Origin of the sequence: Acinetobacter sp. SA01, assembly GCF_011319235.1 — a bacterium.
Taxonomy (GTDB): Bacteria; Pseudomonadota; Gammaproteobacteria; order Pseudomonadales; family Moraxellaceae; genus Acinetobacter.
The window spans coordinates 1-558 of the sequence record NZ_WXXM01000053.1; the positions used below are offsets into that span (position 1 = coordinate 1).

1 pseudogene is annotated in these 558 nt (G+C 38.9%); it reads left to right on the plus strand.

The features are described from left to right. A pseudogene (locus GTU69_RS16950) lies at positions 1–558 on the plus strand (IS5 family transposase); the annotation flags it as partial.

The following is a 558-nucleotide window of genomic DNA, read 5'->3' on the forward strand; positions in this document are numbered from 1 at the left end:
CTTGGCAAACTGCTTACAATCGCTTTAATCGCTGGGCAAGTAAGGGATTATGGGATAAATTTTTTTTAGATTACGAGGCATTCTGGATCAGGAATGGGTATTCATTGATGGAAGCTACATACGCGTGCATCAACATGCAAGTGGAGCTCGGCATGGTTTCGAAAGAGCAATTGGACAATCACGCGGTGGACGAACAACAAAAATACATCTTGCAACCGACGCGAATGGATTACCGATTGATTTTAAAATCACTGGGGGTGACGTCCACGACAGTCAAGTTGCAAAACAACTGATTGATATTGTAGGCGAGGCAACTTATCTCATTGCTGACAAGGGGTATGATGCTGAGCACATTAGAATATGTGCCAAGAACAAGAATATGATTCCCATTATTCCATTGAGATCAAACAGTAAGAGATCGAATAAGGAATTTGATAAATATCTATATAAATTAAGACATTTAGTTGAAAATGCTTTTGCGAGATTAAAACATTTCCGTGCTATTGCAACTCGATTTGATAAACTAGCACGCAATTATAAATCTATGATCCGTATAGC